This is a genomic window from candidate division WOR-3 bacterium, from assembly GCA_016934535.1.
Lineage (GTDB): Bacteria > SDB-A > SDB-A > SDB-A > SDB-A > JAFGIG01.
This window is the reverse complement of record JAFGSQ010000050.1, coordinates 1-25388: the sequence shown is the minus strand read 5'-3', so window position 1 is coordinate 25388 and position 25388 is coordinate 1. Positions and strand designations below refer to the sequence as shown.

Genomic DNA, 25388 nt, shown 5'->3' with positions numbered 1-25388 from the left:
GGGAAATACACTTTTCGGAGGCAGCGGAGGAACTTCTTTCCTTATAAAAGTCACAATCGTTCTTTCCATAGTTTTCGCCCTGCTGACTCTCAGTCTCGTTGTTTTCGGATCTAGAAGGATGTTTGCCGGAACCGGGACAACTACTGAAACAGGATCTTCTTCGGGCGGCAGAATCGAGCTACAACCTTACATAGGCGAATATACTCAGGGATTGTCGGATGAGGATACTTCAGGAGTTGGCGAAGATGATTATTATCAATCTTTGCTATTGACAACGGATACGATAAAAGATACTCTTTCTGCTTTAGAAATTCAGGAAGACACAACTGGTGGTGTGGAAGCGCTTGACAGCTCTTCATCGGATTCTATCTGACCCGAAATGAGTTTCTTGGTTTCATTTATATGTGATTAAAGGAGAATTTGTGAAAATTGAAAAGAAATACGCTGTGGTCGAGATAAACTCAGGAGTGCAGGAGATCGTCTCGGAAGGCGATGTCGTCAGAGTTCCTGGTTTTATCAGCGAAGCCGGAAAGAGCCTTGAATTCGACCGGGTTCTTTTTTTGAGGGACGGTGAAAAAATAAAATACGGAGAACCCGTAATCGAAGGCATAAAGGTCACCGGAGAAGTGATTTCCCACAAAAAGGGCAAGAAGATAAGAGTTTTTAAAATGAAGAGTAAAAAGAACTACCGCAGAACAGCGGGTTCGAGAGAATATTTCACGGAAGTTAAAATTTCAAAAATAGGTTGAGGTGAATATATGGCGCATAAGAAAGGCGTGGGCTCAAGCAGGAACGGAAGAGATTCGAATCCGAAATTCCTTGGAGTGAAAAAATTTTCTTCAGAAAAGGTTTCCGCCGGTTCTATTATAGTCAAACAGAGAGGAACTCCCATCAATCCCGGTACGAATGTCGGCAAGGGCAGAGACGACACTCTTTTCGCTTTGATTGACGGAATTGTTAAATTCGAAAATAGAAAAAGAAAAAAATTCGTCAGTATTTATCCCGAAACGGTTAAATAACCAAGCGGGCATAACTCAGCCGGTAGAGTGTCAGCTTCCCAAGCTGAAAGTCGCGGGTTCGATTCCCGTTGCCCGCTAGATTTTTCTGGCCAGATCCTGTGCTTTTCTTTTAAAATCCCTCGTGTGATCGTCGAGAGGAAGATCGAGAACTTTCATGCAGTAAATATCCGCGTTGTCGTTCTGTCTTAAATTGTAGTAAGAAAGTGCGACGTGGTAATAAGCGTTGGCGAGATTTCCGGGCGGAACTTCAGGCCCCGCTTGTATCAAAGAAACAAGTTTTATTCCCGTTTCAATAATCTTTTCGTCGTTTCCCAATTTTATATAGCATTTCAACAGAGCCCAATGAAACGTCCTGTTTGAAGGATATACGGCTATGAGTTCGCTGATTGTGTTCAAAGCATCCTGTTTTTTCCCTGTTTCGAGGAGCAGAAGACAGAGCAGGTTCTTTGCCGCGACGTCCAGGTACTCTCCGCTTTCAGCGCAATTTCTTATGTGTCTGATGCCTTCGTCCCGCAGTCTGTTGCCCCCGAAAATTGTTGTTTCGAGCTTACCTTTAAGGAAAAGATATGCTCCTATACCAAGTTCCGCGTCGTGTAAAGCGTTGTCTGACTCGAAAGCTTTTTTGAGTTCTTCGTGAGCCGGAGTGGCAAGAGAAAGAGCTCGAACGTAATTGCCATTTTGCGCGTTGTTCAGGGCGTCGGAAAAAAGCATAGAACCTCTGAAGAAACTTGCGGTAACAGGATCTCTCGATGAAAGAGCGTCGCTTAGGTGATAAACCTTGTCCGAATAAGCTCTGAAATCCGATTCGTATTTTTTTGATAGCATGTCGTTGTCATAAAGGTCACAAAGGTATGCCAGGAAAAAATACCCTGCGGGATGTTCGGGAGCCGATTCGGCGGCTTTTTCGAAACAAACGAAAGCGCTGTCGTATTCTTCAAGGTAGGCGAATTGAAGCCCTTGGACGACGAGATTCTCAATATTGGGCGGCACTATCTGTACTGCTGAAACGACAGTTAAAACGAGAGCGAATATCATATAACACCTCTTGATGAAAGCATTTCAAAAATTCTTGTTTTTAATTCATCGGCTGTTCCGTCATTATTTATTATGATGTACGATGAGGGAAGTTTTGTCCAGTCTTGATTTTTAAGAACAGATGCAATTTTATCTGTATTCCATCCGCGTTTTTTCAGCCTTTCGAAGATTTGAGCCGTATCGGATCTTAAATATAAGATAACATCGAATAACTCGTCAATCCCCCAAAGAGGCAGAACAGCGGCGTCGGTAACTGTTCTTTTATGCTCTTTCAACTTGTTTTTTATAATTCCTGTTATCTTTGGCCAAACAATGTTGTTGAGCAGTGTAAGTTTTTCAGGATATTTGAACACAGTTTCTCCCAGTTTGCATCTTTCAATCATGCCGCCTTGCATAATGTCTGAACCCATGAGACGGACTATTTCATTTTTTACATCGGGATATTCAAGGATCGCGTGGCCAATTTTATCTGCGTCCAAAAGAAGAAAACCGAGGCCGGATACATAGTTTGCAGCTAAAGATTTTCCCGTTCCGGCTTTTCCTGTTACAGCTATGTGACAAGTTTCTTTATTTCCTGCCATAGAAATCTCTCTGCCGATTCTTTCGGTAATTTGGCTACGGCGACGCCTTTTTTAAACAACAGTACGTAATTCTTTCCGCCTGCTATTCCTATGTCGGCTTCTTTCGCTTCTCCCGGTCCGTTTACAGAGCATCCCATAACGGCGACTGTTATCGGTGATTTGATTTTACTGAGCTTGTTTTCAATTTTTCTTGAAATTTTTATGACGTCATAACTGCATCTTGCGCAAGTAGGGCAGGCGATAACCCTGGGCAGGTTCTCGTAAAGACCCAGCGACGACAGGATTTTTTTTGCCACAATCACTTCTTCGACAGGGTCTCCCGACAGGGAAACTCTCAAGGTGTCTCCAATACCCGAGTAAAGGAGAATCCCTAATCCGACTGACGAGAACACAGTTCCTGATCTGACTGTTCCTGCTTCAGTTATCCCGAGATGAAGGGGGACGTCTGTGCTTTTTGCGAACATCCTGTTGGCCGCTATCGTCACCTGTACAGAAGAAGATTTAATTGACACCACCAGATTTTCCACCCCTTTATTCATAAAATAATCTGTCCACTTCTCTGCGCTTTTGGAAAGAGCCTTCGAAGGATTTTCTGCATAAATTGGTATTAATTCTCTTTCGAGAGATCCTGAATTAATCCCGATTCTCACGGTGGAACAGTATTTTCGGAGCGCGTTTATCACGGAGTCTATTTTTTCAAGAGAGTTTATATTGCCGGGATTTATCCTGATCTTCGAAACTCCGGAGTCCAGTGATTTCAGAGCGAGCTTGTAATCGTAATGGATGTCAGCGATTACAGGTATGGGAGAACGGCGGATTATTTTCGAAAGAGCAGCAGCAGATTCTTTGTCGGGCACAGAAACTCTTACGAGATCACACCCGTTTTCGTGAAGTTCAAATATCTGTTCAAGAGTAGCCATCGCATCTTTCGTGGGGGTGTTAGTCATGGATTGGATAGCTATAGGTGATCCACTTCCTATCACAACACTTCCAATTCGAACGGATCTGGTTTTTCTTCTCATTATGCACGGTTTTTGTTTCATCTTCTTTAATCTTGTTGAATAGCATCATTTGCTATAAAATACAATCGTCATTTAGCTGATTTTTGAAAGGAAGTAATGTCAAAATTCAAGTCTTTTCTTTATTTTGTGTTGAACATATTCAGGCACAATTTAAAATTCAAACTCATATCTCTTTTTTCTTCTGTAATACTGTGGTTTTACGTCGTTCTGCAGACACCCTACAACAGGATTCTCGATGTGCCCATCACTGTTGAATTGCCGGATTCGTTGCTGTTCGACGAACCGTTGTCGAATTCGGTCAAGATTGAATTTGTAGGCACTCTGAGAGATTTTTTTCTTTTCGAGAAATTCGGATCTCCCTATGTCTATCTCAACTTGCAAAATATAAATCCCGGAGAACATTACATAGACATTCTCCCCGAAAATGTAATTTTCTCGGATTGGACCGGCGTAGAGACTCAGGGTAAAAGTATAGTAAAGATTTCTCTGCAGAGCCTCGACAGTTTATATCTCCCGATCGTAATTGAAGAGTCCTTTCTTCCAAGATCCAACTGGAGAATAATTGACTACACAATCAGACCGGACTTTACCTGGGTGATAGGCGGCAGGGAAGATTTATTAGAACTTAAGAAGAAACCTTTGATCCTAGTTCCGGATATAAATGGCAATTTCGGTTTTGACATACAGTGCACTGCCCAGGTAAAAATCCCACAGATGCCTACGAGGCCTTTTTCCCGGGATTCATTTGCTGTAATTGAATTTACCATGGATTCACTGATATTAATAGAGAGGAAACTACCCGTGACGCTGACTGAGAGCTCGAGGTTCTACGCTATGCCCGATTCGGTCAAATTTTTCGCTCTTGTTTCCGCTTCGTTAATCGACGAAGTGAGAACCGAAGACATAATGCTTATTGCTGAACCTTTAAAAAATGAAGTCCATTCTTCTTCTTTGGAAATCGTGTGGCCCTATATTGAAGCCGTTGAAACTGCGTGGGTCGAGATTCCGAAAGTTAGAATCATTCCGAAATGACGATTTTCTAACCTTGTGCAAAGACCATGCTCGCTCTCGGAATTGAAACTTCATGCGACGACACATCCGTCGCGGTTTTATCTGGAAAAGAAGTCCTCTCTAACGTGAAAATGGAGCAAGGGATCCATTCTGAATTCGGAGGAGTGGTCCCAGAACTGGCGAGCAGGGAGCACTTAAGGCATATACTGCCTTTGTTCTACAAAGCCCTGAAGATATCCGGTATAGGAGAAAAAGACATTGAGCTGGTTTCCGTCACCAAGGGACCGGGTCTTATTGGATCTCTTCTAACGGGGTATGTTTTTGCAAAGACCTGGGCTTTTTGTACCGAAAAACCTTACGTAGGCGTAAATCACCTTGAAGGCCACGTATACGCCGGTCTTCTCGACTGCGAGGAATTGGAATTTCCGTTCATCTCTCTCATTATTTCCGGGGGTAACACTTTGCTGGTCCTTGTGAAAGGTCACGGAGAATACGAATTAATAGGTGCGACGAGGGACGACGCTGCCGGAGAGGCCATTGACAAGGTTGGGACTCTTCTTGGTTTGAAATATCCCGCCGGTCCTGAAATGGAAAAACTTGCCGAAAAAGGCAGCTCTCAATACATAAAATTTCCTCGACCTGCTCTGCCAGGTTTTGAATTCAGTTATTCCGGTCTTAAGACTGCGGTTCTTTATGCCTTGAGGGAAATGAACGCTGAAGAGATTACAGAGAAAAAAAATGACATAGCGGCTTCTTTTCTCGAAGCAATGATTGAATCGCTGATGGTTAAATCCCTTGAATCCTTGAAGGCGTATAAATGCCGAAGATTACTGCTGACTGGAGGAGTTGCGGCAAACGACATCCTTTATAAAAGATTCTCTTTGGAGTCCGGATCAAAGAGATTCAGAGTCTTCAGGCCCAAAAAGGAATATTGCGGTGACAATGCCGCCATGATAGCTTATCTCGGTCAATTTGTTTACAAGAGAAATTATGCATCCCATAGTTTTTCACAAAAAGCCGATCCGAGATTGAAGTTTGTCTGATCTCATTTCAAATAAGAGACATGGATTTTGACGAACCTATCCTCTCCGCTCCCGACGCTATCAGGGTTTTGGCGAATTTTTTGTCTTTTATGCCGCCCGAAGCCTTTATCTTGATTTTTATTCCGTAATTCAGCTCCACAAAATCCGCAGTTGATTTCAGGAGCGACACGTCTTCTATGGAAGCGCCTCTTGTGGAAAATCCGGTGGAAGTCTTTACGAAAGAAGCCCCGTTCAAAGCGGCGCAAAAAGCCGAAATTACAATCTGTTCACGTTCAAGGAGAGCCGTTTCTAGAATGACTTTAACCGGGATTTTTTCCCCCAGGGCCGCTACAACAGCTTTTACCTCTTTTTCAACTCGCGTGTAATTCCCCTCGAGAACGCTTCCTATGTTCATCACCATGTCGATTTCATCGGCACCGCAATCTCTCGCGTAAGAAGCTTCGGCGGCTTTAATTAATGCCGATGAATACCCCATCGGAAAAGAGATCACTGTCACTATTTTTACACCCGATCCCTGTATCAAGTCTTTTGCAAAACGCACTCGAGAAGGAGGAACGCACAAAGCGTAAAAAGGCGCTTCAACTGCTTCTTTGGATGTTTTTAAGACTGTATCCTCTGTCGTATCTGCTGAAAGGCAAGTGTGTTCAATGTAAGGTCTCAAATCACCGGGCGATAAAGCGTCAGAAGGCTTTTTATTCCCAAAATCGTCAAGTATTTTAATAACTTCCTTTGCCGATATCATCTTTTCTCCTTTCGAAATCTTGTCCGGTAACTGCCATAGTCCTTGAAAACAAGCATATTAGCATGTATTATAACTTGATTCATAGTTTTAACAATCGACGGCCATAAAATTGAAGCAACCTATGTATTCTGTACTTTTCAGCTCCGTGCTCAACGGTATTGAAGGAGTATTGGTCAAAGTCGAAGTGAATCTTCTGAAAGGCATTCCTTCATTTGGTATTGTAGGACTTCCTGACTCTTCAGTGAAAGAAAGCAGAGACAGGGTTCAGGCGGCTATCTACAATTCCGGCCTTGAATTTCCGGTGAAGAAAATTACGGTCAACCTGGCACCCGCCGATGTCAGAAAAGAGGGAACATCTTTTGATCTGCCTATAGCCGTATCAGTTATTCTTGCATCGAGAGGCATAAAAAAAGTAACTGAAGACGCTGCAGTTATAGGAGAGTTGTCTCTCGACGGAACTTGCAGGCCTGTCAGCGGTGTATTGCCAATAATAGCCGGTTTAAAAGCAAAAAAAGTGAAAAAGATCATTTTGCCTTCGGGTAATGAAAATGAAGCTTGTATGATTAAAGGAGTTCGTGTATTCCCCGTAGCGAGTCTCCGTCAGACTCTCGAAGTTATTTTGAGCGATTTCAAAAACGGACGATTCCTTTGCGAAAACATTGAAAATACTCAAAACATCCCTGAATACGAGTTCGATTTCAATGAGATCAAGGGTCAGTCTTTCGCCAGAAGAGCTTTTGAAATATCAGCAGCAGGCAGTCACAACATTCTGTTGTCCGGACCACCTGGAGCCGGTAAAACAATGCTAGCCAGAAGGTATTCTTCAATCATGCCTGATATGACAGAAGAGGAATCTTTACAGACCTCACTTGTATGGTCGGCAGCGGGATTACTTTCTCGCGATAAACCGGTTGTCAAAGAAAGGCCTTTTCGTTCTCCTCACCACACCGCTTCGCACGTGGCAATAGTTGGAGGCGGAAGCGATCCTAAACCGGGAGAAGTGAGTCTTGCTCATAACGGTGTCCTTTTTCTCGATGAGTTTCCTGAATTTTCAAAAAAAACAGTAGAGTCTCTCAGACAGCCTATTGAAGACGGTTTCGTTACAATATCGAGAATGAAGGGATCAGTAGCTTACCCTTCAAAGTTTGTGCTTTTGGGTGCAATGAATCCCTGTCCGTGCGGTTTCAGGGGCGACCGCTTCAGACAGTGTACGTGTTCATCCGGCGAAGTCAGGAAATATCTTGCGAAAATTTCCGGTCCGATCCTCGACAGGATAGATATCCACGTCGACGTGCCGTCTCTTTCTTTCGAAGAAATACTAGAATCAAAAGCGACTGAATCTTCTCGCGACATTAAAAGCAGAGTAACAGAAGCGCGAAGTATTCAAACCAAAAGATTTGAATCAGAGACGAACATTTTATGCAATTCACAAATTCCGGGTGCTAAGCTTCAGAAATACTGCGGGCTTGAAAATCCCGCCATGTCTTACCTCACAGAAGCGTTGAAAAAACTGACGATGACGGCAAGAGCTTACGACAAGGTTCTGAGAATTTCAAGGACCATCGCCGACCTCGATTCCAGCCATGTTGTGAAGCGCGAACACGTTGCTGAAGCCTTGAATTATATGCAAGTGGACAAAAGAAGGTTTTTGTGATATTCAGAGAAAAAGACAGTTTTTGTAATTTTATACTAATTTACGAGGAAGTTTATGATAATTGAATGTCCCCGTTGTAAGACAAGGTATTCAGTGAAAGATTCAGAGGTGCCCAATGGAGGAGCACCAGTCGAGTGCATTGAATGCGGTAATATTTTTACGATTTTTGTTGAACCTCTGCCTTTGATTTTAACCAGAATATCAAGAGAAGAAGCTGAAATCGAGTTTCAGAAATTTTCCAGCAGACAAGCAGTTCAAAACCAGACATTTTCGGGAAAATCAGATTTGTTTGAAAAAAGCGTTTCCCAACCGAAAAAGAAAGAATCCATTCTGGACGAAACCGAAATGTTCAGGAATGAGTTCGAAATGCCTATTAAACAGAAAAAGCAGGATTTTACGAGCTTTCCCGACGATTTCGGTTTTCAGAAACAGACGCCCAAAACAGAAAAACCCGATATAATAAAACAGGGTAACCCTTTTGACCTGAGTGGACTAACTTCGAAGCCGAAACCCGTTTTTGAAGATTCTTTTTCGATACAATCGGGAGGCGGCATTACTCAACATAAAAAAGATTTAAAACCGGCTGATGATTTCAGAAGCAAAAGCTCACAGGAAACGACGCAGAGTACATCCTCTCTCGAAGAATTTTTCAACATTCCCAAAACACCTGAAGATAAGCTGAGAAACCTGGCGAGCAGAGTAGTCAATGAGTTGAAAATGTATTATCCTGAAGAGTCGGATGAATCGGCAAAAACCGGAAAAATCCCGGTGAATCTTCTCAACGAAATAAAGAAAGCATTACAATTTTACAGACAGGAAGCGGTAAAAGATGCCGACTGGGACACGGCAGTCGTGTTTTTCCGCGACGCCATCAACACAATTATAGGAAAAGGAAAGATCCTTTTCCGGTAGCTTATAAAGGAGGATTTTTGAAACGCGCTATGATTTTACTCTCGGTTGTAACTCTTTTGACAGGAATTTTCACATGTGGATCTTCTCAAGGCAGCGGAACAGCGACAAATTCTTCGGCTTCCGAATCAGGAATTTTTTCAATGGTTTCTTTCACGAATTCTGACATGAAAGTCGGCAGCAATTTTCCGGAAATGGCCTGGCTTGACGGCGGAGACACAGTTAAGCTCACTTCTTTGGGAGCAAAAGCATACTTGATAGATTTCTGGGCGACATGGTGCGGACCTTGCAGAGCCGAGATTCCTCATCTCATTGAATTCCAGGAGGAATTGGGAAGCAAAGGTTTAGTTGTGATAGGAATCAGTGTTGACGACAATATGGGAGTCTTGCCCGCCTTCGTTTCCTCAAACAAAATAAATTACATGACGCTTCATACCACTAACAGCGATTTCATGTCCATGGCTCTTGCCCCTGGAGGGGGAGCGATACCTCAAACTTACATTCTGAATTCATCGGGAAAGATAGTTAAATCTTTCGTCGGCTTCTCGCCCGACATGCAGGGAGAGATGGAGGAGGCGCTGGAAAATATCCTGAAATAAGCAGGAGAGATGAGGAAGCTTAAAGTTTTATCTTTGTTCATGATTTTATCGCTCGCCGGATGTTCATCCGGAGCCGTGGATGATATGTCCGGGCGAGCTTCCATTGATCAGGCCGCGGCGGCAAAAGATAAGTCCGTCAAGATAAATATGCAGAAACTTAAGGACGCACTGGATCTGTTTATTTTGGAGTCTCCTTCATCGGCTTGTCCCCGTTCGATAAACGAAATCGATATGCCTTCTGCTTTAAACCCTTACGCTTCAGGAGTCCCTGCTTTTGTTGACGGCATGCCTGCGTCGAAGGGACAGGTTGGTTACGTAAACGACGGATCCGGATATCGGATATACGGATACGGGTCTGATGGCATAATGGATTATGTAATAAGTTATGACAGATGACGAAAAGGATTTTTAAAATCGAAAGGGAGACTTATCCCTACATTGATATGTTTATTAAAGACGCGGGGGATTATCTCTCCGTTTTTTTCCTGAAAAACAACCCTTCATCCGAGTTGTTCGGCTTAAAGGGCTTTGAGACGAAATTTATATCTTCAATAGACGACGTGCGAAGAATGATTTTCATAAAATCCGACGAAAGAAAGATTATTGATATTTTTATCACCGAACTTTTTGATGCTAAAGATTATTCCGGATACAGAATAGATATACCCGAACAGTCACAAGGTTTTCTGGAACTGCTTGAGAATCCCGGGAGAAGTTTTGAGATTTATACGGTCATGGAGTGTGATACTCCTGCCATTGCCGGCACTCAAAGGCCGAGGGGTGATGTTGTGATAAACCGCGATTCTAAAGGTTTTCCGATTGAGGTCAAGACTGTCCTGGAAGGCGAGACGAAAGCTTCATCGTCTGTTTTCTGGATGTACGAAAAAGCCGCCGAATTATCTCTGGAGTGTTCAGGTGAATCCGACAACGAAAAATGGGCAGTATACGTTTTGTCTTCTCTGGCCTCAGAACTTATTTCCCTCGGCATCAAACCTATTTATCTCGCGCCTGAAATTAGCTTCAGATCGTGGGTTTTGGCTGAGAAGATAGGATTCAGAGACACAGGTTATAGAATTATTGAAATTGAAGCAAGTAAAGCTCGTACGAAAAACAGGATCACGGAATGATCGACGGCGACATCAAAGAAATTCTCAAAGAAATCCAAAAGATGAGAAAAATCGGGGAACACGAAAGAGCTCTCGAAGTTATAGAGAATCTGTACAAATCTGAAAAGGACATGGATAAAGGAGTCACAGCTTTTTTGCAGTATCAGAAAGGGCTAATCTATTCTAAAAGGAAAGAGAAAGAGAAGGCGATGGATGCTTTTGCCATCGCTATAGACAATTCCAAATCCGCAACTCAAAAAGTCGTGATTCAAGCCGCTAACTCAGAAGTGCTCGGGCACAATGTCGACGCTTATTTCTCGCTGAAAAACCTCAGTCTGCAGAAAAGTTCCGCTGGTGAGAGGAACATGGCTGACTCACTCATTAAGGAAATGCTGACCACAAACAGAATTCTTAAAAAATCAATCGAGTTCGTCGAAAAACTTGACGAAACGAAAATCGACGATGCGGCAGCGGAGGAAATTGGATCATTGCTTTCAGTCAGCAAAAACGACCCTTACCTTTGGACGCTTTTCGGAAAATACTACGCGGGAAAAGCTCAATACGACAAAGCTTTAAATTGCTACGAGAAGGGATCGGAAAGCCAGCTGAAGAAGTTTGAAAGTCTTGTCGGAGCGATTCACTGCCACATCATGCTTGGCAACATTGAAATTGCAAAAATCAATCTCAAAGCGGCGAAAGACACAGCAAAGACAGAACAGCAGATTGCCGACCTGGATAAAATATCTCAGGCGATTTCAAAGTTAAAACCCTCCAAATCGGAAGAAACCCCCGAAGAGGATTTATTGATAGAACACACAATCATAGCGCCGCCGCCGCCTCCCGAGAAAGAATCCGCACAACTGCAGGAAGAGAAAGAAGAGGATGATTTCCGTGAAGGTGATTTGGTCGCGATGAGTCAGGTTTCTGCAGAAATTCCTGAGAAAAGCACGGCCGAAAAAATTGAACCTGAACCGGCTCCTCCGGAACCGACTCCCCCGGAACCGGTACCAGAATCTCTTCCTGCCCAAAAAATGGTGCCTCCTCCTCCTCCTGATGAATTTGAGGAAGGTATAAAAACCGAGGAACAAAAGAAAGATGAAAAAACACTGTCCTTCGATAAATTTCAGGAAATCGATGAAATTGAAAAATCCTATCTGTGGGACAGAGGAAAACCTGAAAAGAAAACTCCCGACGTAGACTTTAAAAAAATTAAAAAATACGAAGCAAAGCTTTCTTTTCTCAACTCTGCTGTTTCCATAATAATATTTTTGTCATTCGCCGCCGGAACCGCTGCGGGAGTAGTTCTGGCCATGAGGTATTTTTAACAGTATGGAAAGGAATATCCTCGGTTTAAACAATATCGAACTTACGGAGATTATTAGAGAGAAGTCAATTGACACTGTAATTCTTCCAGTAGGAACGATTGAAGCTCATGGAATTGCCCCTCTGGGCACGGACGTAATCATACCCGATAAAATTTCCCAAGACATAGCTGGAGGTTTGAACGCTTTGATAGCTCCGGCAGTTCCCTACGGATTGACCGGCGGATTACTCCCGTACAATGGCTCCATGACGCTGACAAAAGACACTTTTGAAAATTTGCTGTTTGAAATTTCTGTTTCTCTTAAGAAAACCGGTTTCAAAAAGATTGTGATAAACAACGGACACGGAGGCAACATGGCTTCCCTGAAAAATGTTGCCGAAAGGGTATACAGAGAAACCGGTCTTTTTGTAGTCACCGTGCACTGGTGGATACACTGCGCGGATCTGTCTGAAGAAATATTCAAAAAAACGGGAGGACACGCGGCGATTGATGAAACCGCCATGATTCAAGCTGTGTGTCCGGAGCTTGTCAGATGGGAATATTCGACAAAAATTTCAAAATACTGCCCTCATAAAGGCATTGATTCGGTACCCGTCCCTTCAACCGTGATTGTATATGACGGATCGGGAGGTGATCCGGTAAATGATCCTGAGCTTTCCCGAATATTCTATGATTCAGTTGTAAAGAAAGTGTTGCAAACGGTTTCGGAGGTCCTCAAGAATATTGATTTTTGGGTCAGTTTAAATTTATTATCTTAGTGTCGCCAATATACTTTTCTGTGTTATATTCTGCTATGTTACGGAGTTTTGCGATTTCGCTTTCCATTCTTTTAAGAGAATCCATGATAATATCCAGCTGTTTTTTTGTTTTCTGATCCGCACAGGTCTCTTTGACCTGAGAAATCGCCAGCATCGCGACAGTCAGGGGCTGTGTGATATGGTGCGATACGGCTCCGGCTGTCTGTAAAAGAACCTCGGTTTTCAGGAGATTTTCACGATTTTCCTTTAGTATATTCTTCTGAGTCAAAATGTGTATGGTTTGGCTGTACATCGAAAAGAGTTCTTCTTTGTATTCGTGGTTATCGGGTTCACTGACAGCTATTATGTAATTTGCCGGAAACTCGTTTACATTAATGTCTTCGTCCGAAATGATAGGTGAAAAAAGTAGCTTCAATTCGTTTTTACCGACGACAGAGGAACAGGTTTTGGGTAAATCGAGGACGTGATAATTTTTTTCAGTTATGTAAATCATTTTTTTTCTGTATTTTTGTTTCAGATTTTTTTCGACGGCTTCATCGAAAGATTTGTTTTCGAAAAATCCTTTCCGGATAATACATCTTCCTTTTTCTGTATTAATATTGAAGTAAACTCCTAAAAATGAATTTTCAAGAAAGCCGTTGGCTATAATGTCCATGCTTTCTTGTATGTTTTCTGTGTCGTTAGCCTTCATTTTGTGTTCGTAATAGTTCTGGATCCTGGTTTCCTGCGAGGCTGTTTTTATGCGGTTTTCATGGACGTCGGTTACGTCCCGGTAAATCACCACTATCCCGATAGGTTCTGTGTCATTTTTGCTGTATTTTTCGTCTTCGAAATAAACCGGTCCTCCCGCTATGCTGACCCAGATAGCCGAACCGTCTTTGCGAATCCTCGGAACGTCATCCTGCCCGAGTCTCATGCCCCGCATTATGTTTTTAGTCAGTTCCTTTCCGGAATTATATTCATTTTTGGGGACTATAAGATTGTCAATGTTTTTTTTGAAAATCTCGTCTTTGCTTTGATAGCCGAATGTTTCGAGAAAAACTTTATTGGCGCTGATTATGTTGCTTTCCGTATCGAGAAATGCTACAGCGTCCGGGATGTAATCCAAAAAAGACGACGAAAAATATCTTTTAAAAAAATCGTCTATGTCAAAAAAGGCGTACAGTCTCCAAATCCATTTGTTTTTTATGCTTATTGAAGAAACAAGTATGTTGGAGGGGTATATGATCCTGTCTATGACCATATGAACGCCCAGCCAAAAACAATAAGATTTTTGAGGTTTTCGGAGCAGCGCATTCAGTCTGGAATTTTCCGAGAAATCTTCTTTTTGGAAAAGATCAGTGACGAAATATCCTATCGGGTCGGAGGAAAACAGGAATCTCATGCTTTCATTTGCGTATATGATCCTGCCCTCTTCGATGAGAACGCATTTGTTGTCGTGCAGAAGAAATGCGCTAATTTCAGTGGGAGTGAGGATTAATTTTTCCATATATTCAGTTACGATTGATTATTTGTCAGGTATATTGTATCAATAAACATAATCATTGTTAAGGAAAAAGGAGAAATAATGAATTCGCGCAAAGCTCTCATCACGGGAATTACCGGACAGGACGGTTCTTATCTTGCCGAGTTGCTTTTGGGAAAAGGATACGAGGTCCACGGTATGAGAAGAAGATGTTCGATTTTCAATACCGAAAGGATAGATCATCTATACGACGATCCTCATCTGCCGGGAGCCAAACTATTTTTGCATTACGCCGACTTGACAGATTCATCGAGTATAATCAAATTGCTCAATAAAATTGAACCCGACGAAATATACAACCTTGGCGCTCAGAGTCACGTTCAGGTTTCTTTTGAAACTCCTGAATACACAGCTCAATCGGATGCTGTCGGGACTTTGCGCATTCTCGAGGCTATGAGAATACTGAAAATGCATGATAAAGTCAGGTTTTACCAGGCTTCGACGAGTGAACTGTTCGGCAAAGCGGTAGAATTTCCACAAAACGAAAGCACACCCTTTCACCCCAGGAGTCCATACGGAGTGGCGAAACTTTATTCATTCTGGATCACAGTCAATTACAGAGAGGCTTTCGGAATGCACGCGAGCAACGGGATACTTTTCAATCACGAATCTCCGAGAAGAGGCGAGACTTTTGTGACCAGGAAAATCACCAGGGCGGTTGCGAGGATTAAATTCGGACTTCAGAACGAAATATTCTTGGGCAATCTCGAAGCGCAGAGAGATTGGGGCTTCGCGGGAGATTTCGTTCAGGCGATGTGGCTGATGCTTCAGCAGGAAGAACCGGATGATTACGTCATAGCAACTGGTAAGACCAATTCGGTCAGGTACTTTATAGAAAAATCTTTCGAGAAAATAGGCATAAAAATATCCTGGAAAGGTAAAGGGGACAAAGAAACAGGAGTGGATGACTCCAGCGGAAGAACTCTCGTCAGAGTTGACCCGAATTACTACAGACCGTCTGAAGTCGAAAAGCTTATCGGCGACAGCTCGAAAGCCGAAAAAAAATTCGGCTGGAAACCGGTCGTCGGTCTTGACGAATTGATAGAGATGATGCTTGCTTCGGATGTCCGTCTGGTGGAAATGGAAATGTCGCTAAAAAAATCCGGTTTTAATTGTTCTTCCAGGGGTGTGGCCGATAAACTTCTCTGACGGTGTTTTTTTTGGTAAAATAATCAATGGAAAAAGAAAAAGATATTTTTTGGGATTTTGTCGAAACCGTTTCAGTGTTGAGAAAGAAATGCCCTTGGGACAGAGTTCAGACAATAGAAAGCCTGTCAGAACATCTGCTTGAAGAGGCTGCAGAAGCCAAAGAATCGGTTTTTTTGACCTCTGAAAAACTGAGGGAAGAGCTCGGTGATCTTCTTCTTGTAATCGTAATGATGTCTGCAGTGGCCCATGAAAAGGGTTTTTTTGACATAGAGGATGTTTTGAAGGGAATTCGGGAAAAGATTGTTTTCAGGCACCCGCACATCTTCGCAGAAGAAAGAGCCGACACACCGGAAGATGTGTGGCGAATATGGAAGGAAATGAAGCTAAAGGAGATCCGGAAAAGCGATTCTCTACTCAAAATAGCTTCTGCAGTTCAGAAAGAAGCTTCCGAAACCGGTTTTGACTGGGACTGTCCTGAGAAAGTCATTGAAAAACTGAACGAAGAAATCAGTGAGCTTGCCCAAAGCGGCAGTTTTTCCGAGAGGGAAGAGGAGACGGGAGACATATTGTTCGTCGTCGTCCACTTGGCGAATCATCTGGGGGTGGATCCTGAAATCGCCCTCGGTAAAACAATAGAGAAATTCAAAAAAAGGTTCGCGCACGTCAAAAAGAAAATGACTGAGTCCGGATTGGACATGAATGTCGAGAATATTGACACAATGGAATATTTTTGGAGACAAAAAGCTGAAAAAGATTAATTTAATGTTGATGATCCTATGGAATAAATAAAGGGGAAAAGAATGAAAAATGAAGTGAAAGAAGCGTTGACTTTCGATGACGTGCTTCTTGTACCTCAGAATTCCTCGGTCCTGCCTAATCAGGTCGAAGTGAACACAAAACTTGCGGGAGAAATAGACCTGAACATTCCGTTGATCAGCTCCGCCATGGACACGGTTACGGAATCGCCTATGGCTATAGCAATGGCGAGAGAAGGAGGGATCGGCGTAATTCATAAAAACATGTCGATTGAAAAACAGAGCGAAGAAGTCAGAAAAGTAAAAAGATCCGAAAGCGGCATGATAAGCACTCCGATGACAGTAAAAGCCGACGTTCCTCTTAAAACTGCCGTCGAACTCATGAAAGAAATGGGGATTTCGGGTCTTTGCGTAGTTGACGACGGCAGGAGACTGTTGGGTATTTTAACGCACAGAGACGTCATGTTCGAAACAGATCTCAAGAAGAAAGTCTCCGAAATCATGACTTCAAAAGGTCTGAAAACAGCTCCGGTGGGGACTTCTACAGAACAGGCAATAGAAATATTCAAAAAATATAAAATCGAAAAACTGCCGATAATTGACGACGCGGGAAAAATCTGCGGCCTGATGACGGTCAAAGACGTCGAGAAAAAAATATGGTTTCCTCACGCGAGCAAAGACAAGGACGGCAGGCTGAGAGTAGCCGCGGCAGTCGGGATATCGGCTGACACTTTAAACCGGGTAGACTCGCTAATAGAATCAGGATCGGATGTAATAGTAGTTGACACTGCGCACGGCCACTCCAAGGGAGTTTTGAAAGTCGTTGAAACAGTGAGAAATAAATACCCCGGAGTCGCTCTCATCGGCGGCAACGTTGCAACTCGTGAAGGGGCTTCAGATCTTATTTCAGCGGGGGTTGACGCTGTGAAAGTCGGTATCGGGCCGGGTTCCATTTGCACTACTAGAGTTGTAGCCGGAGTTGGAGTTCCTCAGCTGACAGCGATAATGGAAACAATTGAGATAGCGTCGGTCAGAAATGTACCGGTGATATCCGACGGCGGAATTAAATATTCGGGTGATCTCGTCAAAGCTTTCGCCGCAGGCGCAGGAGTGGTTATGATAGGGAGTCTTTTTGCCGGTACCGATGAAAGCCCGGGTGAAATTGTATACCTCGAAGGAAGAAGTTTCAAGGTATACAGAGCCATGGGATCTTTGCAGGCTATGAAACTTGGAAGCGCCGACAGATATTTTCAGGAGGGAGCAACTAAATTCGTCCCCGAAGGAGTCGTGGCGAGAGTGCCATACAGAGGAAGCCTCAACGACGTGATCTATCAGCTTATAGGCGGCTTGAAAGCAGGGATGGGGTATGTCGGAGCCGCCAACCTTTCCGAGCTGAAGAAAAAGGCTGTGTTTATAAGAATGACATCGTCCGGGCTCAGGGAGAGCCACCCTCACGACATAATAATAACCGAAGAGCCGCCCAACTATGGAGTGTTTAAGTGAGTGAAATTAAAGGAACTACAGTAATAGCTGTTGTGAAAGACGGTTCCGCTTCAATCGGAGCCGACGGTCAGGTCACTTTCGGCAATACAGTCATCAAATCAAAAGCCGTCAAATTGAGGAAGATGGCCGAAGGTAAAGTGATCGTGGGTTTTGCCGGATCAGTGGCGGACGCTTTCACGCTTTTCGACAGATTCGAGAAACATATCAAAGAGCATCCGGATCAGCTCAACAGAGCCGCGGTAGCTCTCGCCCGGGAATGGAGGAAAGACAAGATACTCCGCAAGCTTGAAGCAATGCTTGTAGCGGTCGACAAAACCAGCGCTCTGATGATATCCGGGCAGGGTGACGTCATATCACCCGAAGACGGCGTAATAGCGATAGGGTCCGGCGCCCCTTATGCCACGGCGGCGGCGAGAGCTCTTATGAGACACACACAAATGACTCCTGAGGAGATAGTGCAGAAATCTTTGAAAATTACTTCCGAAATATGCATATACACGAACAGTGAAATAACAGTGGAGGTCATCGGTTGATGGAAAGCAGTTTTGAAATTATAGAGAATTATTCGGCTTCGTTGACTCCAAAAAAGATAGTCGAGTTTCTCGATCAATACATAGTCGGTCAGCCGGAAGCTAAAAAGTCGGTGTCAATAGCTGTAAGAAACAGATGGAGGAGAGCCAGGGTTCCCAAAAACCTGAGGGAGGACATCATCCCTGCGAACATAATAATGATTGGCCCCACAGGTGTCGGAAAGACCGAAATAGCCAGAAGACTTGCTAAACTCCTTCAGGCTCCTTTTATAAAAGTTGAAGCGACGCAGTACACCGAGATAGGGTACGTGGGTAAAAACGTTTCTTCGATGGTTCGGGATCTTGTTCATACCGCCGCGATGATGATCAAAGCCAAGGTATCAGCTAAAATCAGACCCGTGGCCGAAGCAAAAACGGAAGAAAGGATTCTCGACATACTTTTACCCGCGAACAAATTACCTGGCATTCAGAGCGAAGGCGGCACAAGAGAACATTTCAGGAACATGCTGAGGAATAAAGCGCTCGATGAGAGAGAGGTGGAAATTCCTGTTTCCTCTTCGGCCGGAAAACCTTTCATAGAAGTATTTTCACCGGTCGGTATGGAAGAAATGGGGATTAACATGCAGGACATGATAGGAAACATTAGTCCTAAAAGAAGAAAGATGAAAAAGGTTAAACTCAGAGACGCTTTTGAACTGATATGCGAAGAGGAAATGTCGGCTCTTCTCGAAGAACATGACATAGGCATGGAAGCTTGCCGTCTGGCCGAAGAACAGGGGATTATATTCATTGACGAAATAGACAAAATAACTGTCGGCGAAGACGGTAGTTCCAAAACCGGGCAGGACGTTTCCCGTGAGGGCGTTCAGAGAGACCTTTTACCGATAATTGAAGGCACTACCGTTCAGACGAGATTCGGAACCGTCAAAACAGATCACATATTATTCATTGCCGCCGGAGCCTTCAATGTTTCAAATCCTTCAGACATGATACCTGAATTTCAGGGAAGGTTCCCGATTCGTGTAATGCTCAATGACTTAAAGGAAGAGGATTATTACAGAATTCTCAAAGAACCGAAAAACTCGCTCATTATTCAATATCAGGAGCTTCTTAAACAGGACGGGGTAAATCTTCAGTTTGAAGGCGATTCGCTCCGTAATATTGCCGAAGTCGCATTTGAGCTGAACAGAACCTCTGAAAACATTGGAGCCAGAAGACTCCAGACCATTTTAAACGTTCTCCTGGAGGACATACTTTTCAATGCAACGGAAGAACCGGGTCTGAAAGTGATAACAGATGAAATAGTCAAGGAAAAAATGGAAAGCGTAATGAAAGAGGAAGACTCGAGGAAGTACATTCTCTGATGAGAATTGTATACGGTCTCATAATCGGGCTTATCGCGGCTTTTTTTGAGCTTTTTGCCGCGAAATGGTTCAGCATCAAAAACGTTGCTCCAAATCTTGTTCCCGCTTTTGTCCTGTTTGCGGCTTTTTACGGCGGCAGAAGAATGGGCTTGTGGGCGGGATTTATGGCGGGTTTGATACTTGATTTCTATTCGAGATATTACATCGGCATTGGGATTATTTTTTACAGTGCCGTAGGTTTTACTGTAGGTCATATGGGCAACAGGTTCATATTTGACAGCACAGCCGGAAAAGTCTTGTGCCTGTTCGCGGTCAATTTTCTTCAGTCATTCATTTTGTGGTTTTCCACCAAACCGGATAACATATTGGACGTCTTTCTCATTTCGATAATGCCGAGAATATTTTATTCGGCCGTTCTCGGCGGAATACTGCTTTATTTATCCCTGCTGATAGTATCCAAATTTTCATACATTGCGGCTCTATTCAGGTTTATAAAGAAATGATGGATCTAAAAAGAGGAAAAATACTGAAATATATGATCGCGTTCGCTTTCGTTCTCATCGCTGCGAATCTTTTTAACCTTCAGATTCTGCAGGGTGACTTCTGGCAGGAAAAATCATCTAGAACCAGCATTCAGCTGAGATGGGTGGAACCATCCCGTGGCAACATATATGATTCAAGAGGGGTTCTTCTGGCCAGGAACAGGCCTGGTTATTCGATTCTGGTCGATCCCCAGCTTTTAAAAAAATATCCGGGCGTAGCGCCCACACTCGCATTTTATCTCGAAGTCGACAACAATTATATCTTCGATAAGATAGACACAAATTCGGTTAGAATGAAGAGATTGGAAAGAGACGTCAGCCTCGAATTGATCAGCAAACTGGAAGAGCACAGGGATGAGCTTCCGGGTGTTCAGATAGTGGCCGAACCTGTAAGAGAATATCCTCTGGGAAAATACACGGCTCACGTAATAGGATATCTAGGTGAAATTTCCTCCCAGGAACTAAGCAGATTCGACACGTCTGTTTACAACCAGGGGGATTTAATAGGTAAAATAGGGATCGAGAGGTATTACGATATTTTTCTCAAAGGAAAAAGGGGCTACGAATTTGTCGAGGTCGACAAGCTCGGAAGAATATTACAACCGTTTTCGGAAAAAGATCCAGTACTGCCGTCAAGGGGTTGTGACGTATATACCACAATAGATACGAGGCTTCAGCAGAAGGTCTATTTTTATCTCTGGTATAACGCTTGCACGGCAATAGTCATGAATGTCCGAACAGGTGCCGTACTGGCTATGGTTTCAAAGCCTTCTTTCCCTCCTGACAGCCTTTCCTTCGGTTTGAGAAAAGAGCTATGGGACAGCATAGTGGCAAATCCCCTTCATCCTTTTTTGAATAGAGCCATAGCCAGCAATTTTCCACCTGCTTCCACAATAAAGCCCCTCACAGCGATTGCCGCGCTTGAAGCGGGAGTGCTGGACACCGGTCCGCCGCTTGAACCTTGCGAGGGAAACATCGATCTTAAAGACGGACTTCCGCATAAATGCTCGGGAGGACCTCACGGGCACCTCGATTTAGGAGGGGCACTCATGCATTCGTGCGATATTTTTTTCTATCAGGTCGGTCTCAGAATAGGTTTCATGCAGTACATAAGCTGGCTGAGGATGTTCGGATTCGGTGAAAAAACAGGGATAGACCTGTATCCGGAATCTCACGGCCTTCTTCCCGACAGCGTCTGGATGGATTCACGTTACGGCGTCGGAAAGTGGCCCAAGGGAGTGGTTGTGAATCTAAGCATAGGTCAGGGGGAACTGCTCGCGACCCCGCTTCAGATGATCAGATATTTTTCCGTGATAGCAAACGGGGGTTTTTTGGTTAAACCTTATCTAGTCGATTCTATACTCGACGAAAGAGGTCAGTCCGTTTACAGGGCAAAAATAGAAAAACAACCCTTGCGTATAAATCCTTCGGATCTGGAATATGTCAGGAGAGCCTTGATATCCGCTGTCAACAACAAAGACGGTACCGGGTACGAATGTCACTTGGAAGGTCTAACAATAGCAGGTAAGACAGGTACCGCTGAACACATAGGGGAGCACGACCACTCGTATTTCATAGGATTCGCTCCGGCAGAAGATCCTGAAATAGCCATCGTAGTGATAATTGAAAGCGCCGGAGGAACAGGCGGAAGGATAGCGGCACCGATATCGAAACTGATATTCGAGTATTATTTTACAAACATTTCTCCGTATCAACCTCTCGTGGGGAGTATAACGCCGTTGTCTCAGGATGTTATCTACATGCCCGTATATACTTATGACAGTAGTCAGGAAATCGGGACAATAAATCAGGGTGTACTCTCTAAACCGGATACGACAATAAAACAAGAAAATGATTCTTCGGACATGCAGGATTTTCTTCATTTTGAGTTCAATCTCGAACCGGACACAGACAGTGTTTACTGAATTTTTTTCTGACAGAAATGACAATTTGATAAATTGTAATTTAAGTAGTTGACAAAACGAGACTTTGCCGATAAACTATCCCTAGTAATGTTGGTATTGGCATGGAAAAAAATCCATGGGGATTCTCCGTGTCGTTTTTTAGAATCGCACAAGTAAGAGGTACTGTATGAAGCTGTATGTGGGTAATCTGCCCTACGAACTGAACGAAGACGAATTGAGAGACATGTTTTCAAAATTCGGAGAAGTCGCATCTGTAAACATCATAACGGACAGAGTGACGAAACGTCCGAAAGGTTTCGGTTTTGTCGAAATGCCGAACAACGAAGAAGCTGAAAATGCCATGAAGGATCTTAATGAAAAAGACATCAAAGGCAGAAAGATCAGAGTAAACGAAGCCCGTCCCAAAGAGGAAAATCCGAGATACTGATTAATTCCCGGCAATTTATCTCATAATAATATAAGAAAGTTGTGTAGCTCTCAGTTTAGCATTTTAAATTGAGAGCTTTTTTTGTTTTTGAGTAACGGCTGTTATTTTCTGAAAACAGTCAAGCTGAGCTCTGTGTTGTAATACTATATATCGGTCCCCAATCCGTTGCGGATGAAAATAATTTATTCCTTGGATTTCCTGAAGAGCCATAAATGTCGAAAGAATTCTCCGGAAACGGAAGTATTCTGAAATCTGCGCCGGTGTTCTGCGTTTCCGTCCTGTCAGGTCAGTTTTTCTATTAAAACTTCGTTTACTTTAAGACGTGATATCTTTTTTATAACGAAAACCACACCGTCAAATTTAAAGTTGTTGCCTGGTTTTTGTTCTGATCCGAAATGGTTTTTTATCCAGGCGTTCAATTGTGCGTCAGGTTCGGGGATGTCTGTATCCATGAATTCGTTGATTTGTCTTATTGAGGCTCCGCCTCCGGCAATGAAACGGTTCAGAGTGATAGGATATATGTGAGACGGCAATATATCGTATTCGTCCTCGATCTCACCGACAAGCTCCTCAATGACGTCCTCGATCGTTATTAACCCCGCAAGTTCCTCGGCGTCATTTTTTACAACGGCTATGTGCTGATGATTCAGCGTGAGCCGCTTGAACACAGTCTGAAAACTGTCTTCATCCCTTAAAACCGGAATTGGGCGTACAATGCCTTTAAGCGAAGGATTTGAGGGATTTATCTGAAGAGCGCTGACGATGTCCTTGAAATTGATATAACCGAGCACATTATTAATATTTTCAGAACTCACCAAAGGATATCTCGTGTGATTGTGTATGTGTGATTCTATCAGGGCTTCCATGAGAGTCATATTGTCGGTCAGTATCTTCAATTCTTTTTTTGGGATCATAATGTCTTTAGCCTTTTTATCCTTGAGCCCGATCGTTCTTGAAATTATTTTAGCCTGATCATGGCTTATCAGATTGTTTATGGAAGCGAAACGGGAAAGAACTGATATCTCTTGGACAGTGTCGTATTTTTCCTCTTCTTTGTATTTGCCTATAAAAGGGTAGTTTAATAGTTCGACGAATTTTATGAACGGAGTGAAAATCTTGATAAGAACCAGCAATGGATAAGTGCCTATAACCGCGATGTTCCTGTTGAACTTGACTCCCAGCGCTTTCGGAAGAATTTCAGTCCATTGTATCATCGCGAACGAAAAAACGAGAGAGAACAGGATTATCCATTTTGGGCCGTAGAGTTCATCGAATTGAGCGCCTGAAAGAGACGCTCCTATCGTGTGGGCTATCGTGTTTATTATCAGTATGACAGCTATCGGTTTTTGTATGTTACCTTTCAGCGTTTTCCAAACTTCGGCGAGTTTGGGCTTTTTAGGAGCCATTGCCGCTATGTCGCTGTTGGATATGCTCAAAATGCATGCCTCAAACAACGAACACGCTGCTGAAATCAACATGCTTGAAAGAATTACCGAAATCAAATAAATCATCCGCACCTTCTTGTATTGCTTGAATTTTTAATCATGATTGTTTATTAAAGTGATCGCCGCTATATCTCTCGATGATTTCAACCAGTTTCGGATAATGAGAACCGCGCCAGTATATTTTTTTGCAGTCCTTACATTGATAGAATTCGTTGAACTCTTTTGCCGTTCCCGGCAGAAGAAAAGATGAAATTATTTTCTTCTCAGTAGGAATCAGTTTTCCGTTACAGTTCATGCAAAGGCTGAAGGGTTTCATGTTTGCTTTCAAATTGAAAATTTCCCAGACTTCGTCCAACTGCTCGTCAGTGTTTTTTGATCTCAGCCACCGTCCTTTAGCCACCTTGTTTCTCATGAGAAGTTTTATATCTCTCGTCAGGACTGTTCTGTCCTCGATATAAGATATTTCCGCGATTTGGGAATCCTCGAAATCATTCCTGTATTTGCTGTCAAAACCGAGGAGTCTGAGTTTTCTCGTCAGAGCTCCCAGATGCACGTCAAGAACGAACTTAGGAGATTCTTTCATATCTTGTTTCAGAGGGAATACTTCAATCCTGTCATCGTTTCCGACTCTGTAATCAAACGATACCAGTAATCCGTTTACAAGGATTTGACCCGCCTCGGGATGAGGTATGCCCTGGCTCTCCATAACGTCTTTGACTGACGAACTCGTACGAAGCTCGATAGTTATGTAATTCAACTTCAAGGCTTCAGGAAGAAAATCGTTGAGACATCCGTGAAACAGAATCTTTACTGCCGGCATGGTGAAAATGATGAACTGAAAAATTCACTCACTTAATTCTCAATGAAAATGATCACAGTGATTTTCGGTGCGAACTGGTTTATTGAGGTATTTTCTCTCCAATTGATTTCTTTTGATCTTATCCCACGCTGAATTCAAAAGAAAAGCCGCTGTGACGTCCGTGTTCACTACTGCAATATCCATTGCATAATAAAAGTTATCGGAGGGATTAAATGTTTTGCCGAATAGTGAAACCGGAATCAATAATAAAGACATAAAAAGAATTTTCATTTTTACCCCTTTTTGCCGGTCGGAAATTCTAAATCAATATACCACATCTTGAGCGTTAACTGAATCGAGTGAGTTATAAAACGACTGAACAGGATAATCGGCGTTCTATGACCTTTACTGCGGCTCCAGGATTAATTAATATTAATCGGTGGAATTTCTTTTTATGACACTTGTCCTCAAGGGGAATATAATAACGTCATTATCCGGTTTACAGGAAACCTTCATCAGTATCCCGTATATTTTCGCGACTCTTATATTATTTGTGATTATCTTTTCAGTAATAAAGTATTTTTTTGAAATCTATTTTTATTTCAAATCAGCGAAAAAATT

At 43.1% G+C, this 25388-nt stretch carries 27 protein-coding genes and 1 tRNA gene; 21 read left to right on the top strand and 7 right to left on the bottom strand.

Annotated features, from left to right (window positions below; genetic code table 11):
• From JXL83_07695 to JXL83_07680, 4 genes are all read left to right on the top strand, one after another.
• On the top strand, positions 1–373 hold a 373-nt coding region (locus tag JXL83_07695; protein ID MBN2363999.1), incomplete at its 5' end, for a preprotein translocase subunit SecG.
• Between the two features lie 55 nt (positions 374–428).
• Positions 429–749: a 50S ribosomal protein L21 gene (rplU, locus tag JXL83_07690; protein ID MBN2363998.1), complete on the top strand. Its 321-nt coding sequence runs from the start codon at positions 429–431 to the stop codon at positions 747–749.
• A 9-nt stretch (positions 750–758) separates the two neighbouring features.
• Positions 759–1019 carry a 50S ribosomal protein L27 gene (rpmA, locus tag JXL83_07685; GenBank protein MBN2363997.1) on the top strand — a complete coding sequence of 87 codons (261 nt, stop codon included), beginning with the start codon at positions 759–761 and terminating at the stop codon, positions 1017–1019.
• Between the two features lie 4 nt (positions 1020–1023).
• Positions 1024–1096, top strand: a tRNA-Gly gene (locus JXL83_07680).
• On the opposite strand, the gene JXL83_07675 is transcribed toward JXL83_07680, so the two are convergent.
• Genes JXL83_07675 through ispG form a run of 3 tightly spaced genes read right to left on the bottom strand, consistent with a single transcriptional unit; the run spans position 1095 to position 3678 of the window.
• Positions 1095–2054 (bottom strand): hypothetical protein, encoded by a 960-nt coding sequence (locus JXL83_07675; protein MBN2363996.1) that lies wholly within the window; start codon positions 2052–2054, stop codon positions 1095–1097. The two genes, JXL83_07680 and JXL83_07675, sit on opposite strands and share 2 nt — an antisense overlap.
• Positions 2051–2635, bottom strand: a complete 585-nt coding sequence (gene coaE, locus JXL83_07670) for a dephospho-CoA kinase (protein ID MBN2363995.1) — start codon at positions 2633–2635, stop codon at positions 2051–2053. The genes JXL83_07675 and coaE overlap by 4 nt, the downstream gene beginning before the upstream one ends.
• Positions 2605–3678, bottom strand: coding sequence for a flavodoxin-dependent (E)-4-hydroxy-3-methylbut-2-enyl-diphosphate synthase (gene ispG / locus JXL83_07665; protein ID MBN2363994.1), 1074 nt, complete (start codon positions 3676–3678; stop codon positions 2605–2607). Before ispG ends, coaE begins: the two co-directional genes overlap by 31 nt.
• Before the next feature lie 75 nt (positions 3679–3753).
• On the opposite strand from ispG, the gene JXL83_07660 reads away from it, so the two are divergent.
• Together JXL83_07660 and tsaD are read left to right on the top strand one after the other, a co-directional pair.
• Positions 3754–4689 (top strand): hypothetical protein, encoded by a 936-nt coding sequence (locus JXL83_07660; GenBank protein MBN2363993.1) that lies wholly within the window; start codon positions 3754–3756, stop codon positions 4687–4689.
• Positions 4690–4715: 26 nt separating this feature from the next.
• Entirely contained in the window at positions 4716–5711 is a 996-nt protein-coding gene (tsaD, locus tag JXL83_07655) for a tRNA (adenosine(37)-N6)-threonylcarbamoyltransferase complex transferase subunit TsaD (protein MBN2363992.1), read from the top strand.
• A 7-nt stretch (positions 5712–5718) separates the two neighbouring features.
• Here tsaD and deoC read toward each other — a convergent pair whose 3' ends face one another.
• On the bottom strand, positions 5719–6453 hold the full coding sequence (gene deoC, locus JXL83_07650) for a deoxyribose-phosphate aldolase (GenBank protein MBN2363991.1): 735 nt from the start codon (positions 6451–6453) through the stop codon (positions 5719–5721).
• Between the two features lie 121 nt (positions 6454–6574).
• Between deoC and JXL83_07645 the strand changes: the two genes are divergently transcribed.
• From JXL83_07645 to JXL83_07615, 7 genes are read left to right on the top strand one after another with little or no spacing between them, the layout of a single operon-like run.
• Positions 6575–8107 (top strand): YifB family Mg chelatase-like AAA ATPase, encoded by a 1533-nt coding sequence (locus tag JXL83_07645; GenBank protein ID MBN2363990.1) that lies wholly within the window; start codon positions 6575–6577, stop codon positions 8105–8107.
• 54 nt (positions 8108–8161) lie between these two features.
• The gene (locus JXL83_07640; GenBank protein MBN2363989.1) at positions 8162–9019 is read left to right on the top strand and encodes a zinc-ribbon domain-containing protein; all 858 of its coding nucleotides are present in this window, start codon (positions 8162–8164) and stop codon (positions 9017–9019) included.
• Positions 9020–9036: 17 nt separating this feature from the next.
• Positions 9037–9615 carry a TlpA family protein disulfide reductase gene (locus JXL83_07635; GenBank protein ID MBN2363988.1) on the top strand — a complete coding sequence of 193 codons (579 nt, stop codon included), beginning with the start codon at positions 9037–9039 and terminating at the stop codon, positions 9613–9615.
• Positions 9616–9624: 9 nt separating this feature from the next.
• Positions 9625–10011 (top strand): hypothetical protein, encoded by a 387-nt coding sequence (locus tag JXL83_07630; protein ID MBN2363987.1) that lies wholly within the window; start codon positions 9625–9627, stop codon positions 10009–10011.
• Positions 10008–10742 (top strand): hypothetical protein, encoded by a 735-nt coding sequence (locus JXL83_07625; protein ID MBN2363986.1) that lies wholly within the window; start codon positions 10008–10010, stop codon positions 10740–10742. The genes JXL83_07630 and JXL83_07625 overlap by 4 nt, the downstream gene beginning before the upstream one ends.
• Positions 10739–12046, top strand: a complete 1308-nt coding sequence (locus JXL83_07620) for a hypothetical protein (GenBank protein MBN2363985.1) — start codon at positions 10739–10741, stop codon at positions 12044–12046. The genes JXL83_07625 and JXL83_07620 overlap by 4 nt, the downstream gene beginning before the upstream one ends.
• Positions 12047–12050: 4 nt before the next feature.
• The gene (locus JXL83_07615; GenBank protein MBN2363984.1) at positions 12051–12803 is read left to right on the top strand and encodes a creatininase family protein; all 753 of its coding nucleotides are present in this window, start codon (positions 12051–12053) and stop codon (positions 12801–12803) included.
• Here the strand turns inward: JXL83_07615 and JXL83_07610 are convergent.
• The gene (locus tag JXL83_07610; GenBank protein ID MBN2363983.1) at positions 12781–14292 is read right to left on the bottom strand and encodes a PAS domain-containing protein; all 1512 of its coding nucleotides are present in this window, start codon (positions 14290–14292) and stop codon (positions 12781–12783) included. The two genes, JXL83_07615 and JXL83_07610, sit on opposite strands and share 23 nt — an antisense overlap.
• Positions 14293–14370: 78 nt before the next feature.
• Here JXL83_07610 and gmd point away from each other — a divergent pair, with 78 nt between their 5' ends.
• The 8 genes from gmd to JXL83_07570 all read left to right on the top strand — a co-directional run bounded on the left by gmd (position 14371) and on the right by JXL83_07570 (position 22523).
• On the top strand, positions 14371–15477 hold the full coding sequence (gene gmd / locus JXL83_07605) for a GDP-mannose 4,6-dehydratase (GenBank protein ID MBN2363982.1): 1107 nt from the start codon (positions 14371–14373) through the stop codon (positions 15475–15477).
• A gap of 26 nt (positions 15478–15503) precedes the next feature.
• Entirely contained in the window at positions 15504–16235 is a 732-nt protein-coding gene (gene mazG, locus JXL83_07600; protein ID MBN2363981.1) for a nucleoside triphosphate pyrophosphohydrolase, read from the top strand.
• A 42-nt stretch (positions 16236–16277) separates the two neighbouring features.
• Positions 16278–17735, top strand: a complete 1458-nt coding sequence (gene guaB, locus JXL83_07595; GenBank protein MBN2363980.1) for an IMP dehydrogenase — start codon at positions 16278–16280, stop codon at positions 17733–17735.
• Positions 17732–18268, top strand: coding sequence for an ATP-dependent protease subunit HslV (gene hslV / locus JXL83_07590; GenBank protein MBN2363979.1), 537 nt, complete (start codon positions 17732–17734; stop codon positions 18266–18268). Before guaB ends, hslV begins: the two co-directional genes overlap by 4 nt.
• Positions 18268–19629: an ATP-dependent protease ATPase subunit HslU gene (gene hslU / locus JXL83_07585; protein ID MBN2363978.1), complete on the top strand. Its 1362-nt coding sequence runs from the start codon at positions 18268–18270 to the stop codon at positions 19627–19629. The genes hslV and hslU overlap by 1 nt, the downstream gene beginning before the upstream one ends.
• Complete coding sequence (gene mreD / locus JXL83_07580) at positions 19629–20132, top strand: rod shape-determining protein MreD (GenBank protein MBN2363977.1); 504 nt, start codon at positions 19629–19631, stop codon at positions 20130–20132. Before hslU ends, mreD begins: the two co-directional genes overlap by 1 nt.
• Positions 20133–20164: 32 nt before the next feature.
• Entirely contained in the window at positions 20165–22096 is a 1932-nt protein-coding gene (mrdA, locus tag JXL83_07575; GenBank protein MBN2363976.1) for a penicillin-binding protein 2, read from the top strand.
• A gap of 166 nt (positions 22097–22262) precedes the next feature.
• The gene (locus JXL83_07570) at positions 22263–22523 is read left to right on the top strand and encodes an RNA-binding protein (GenBank protein ID MBN2363975.1); all 261 of its coding nucleotides are present in this window, start codon (positions 22263–22265) and stop codon (positions 22521–22523) included.
• 281 nt (positions 22524–22804) lie between these two features.
• Here JXL83_07570 and JXL83_07565 read toward each other — a convergent pair whose 3' ends face one another.
• Together JXL83_07565 and JXL83_07560 are read right to left on the bottom strand one after the other, a co-directional pair.
• Entirely contained in the window at positions 22805–24034 is a 1230-nt protein-coding gene (locus tag JXL83_07565) for a DUF21 domain-containing protein (GenBank protein MBN2363974.1), read from the bottom strand.
• 31 nt (positions 24035–24065) lie between these two features.
• Positions 24066–24788 carry a twitching motility protein PilT gene (locus JXL83_07560; protein MBN2363973.1) on the bottom strand — a complete coding sequence of 241 codons (723 nt, stop codon included), beginning with the start codon at positions 24786–24788 and terminating at the stop codon, positions 24066–24068.
• Positions 24789–25388 lie beyond the last annotated feature (600 nt).